A 427-nucleotide genomic window follows, 5' to 3' on the forward strand; every position below is an offset into this window, starting at 1 on the left:
AATCACCACTACTACAATAAGAAGTTCGACAATCGTAAAACCAACAAGCGCCCCATGACGGACGCTTGTTTGACGATTTTGCCCACTCGCCGATATGTTCATAAACTTATTGTACCATAAGCACCGTAAGCTACGAGCTAGCTATTCTTCAGTTACTTCTTCAACGGCGCTAAGAAGACTATCTTCGATATTTTTGCGTGGCTTATCAGCTTTTGGCGCCGCAGGAAGGCCTTGCTCAATATCAAGTTCGTAGCCAGTAAGGCGGCTGGCAAGGCGAACGTTTTGTCCACCGCGACCAATGGCGATTGACTGTTGGTCTTCACTGACGATTACTTTGGCGCGCTTTTCCTTTTCGTCAATTTCAACCCGAATTACTTCAGCTGGACTTAACGCGTTCTTGATGAATTGTTCAGTGTTCTCGTCGAAT

General features: G+C 45.9%; 1 protein-coding gene. It reads right to left on the bottom strand.

The window, feature by feature from the left end; translation table 11 throughout:
* Nucleotides 1-141: 141 nt before the first annotated feature.
* Nucleotides 142-427: KH domain-containing protein (locus tag FLW16_RS43115; protein WP_185949871.1), on the bottom strand; the 286-nt coding region annotated here is incomplete at its 5' end.

Origin of the sequence: Microbispora sp. KK1-11, assembly GCF_006874435.1 — a bacterium.
Taxonomy (GTDB): Bacteria; Actinomycetota; Actinomycetes; order Streptosporangiales; family Streptosporangiaceae; genus Microbispora; species Microbispora catharanthi.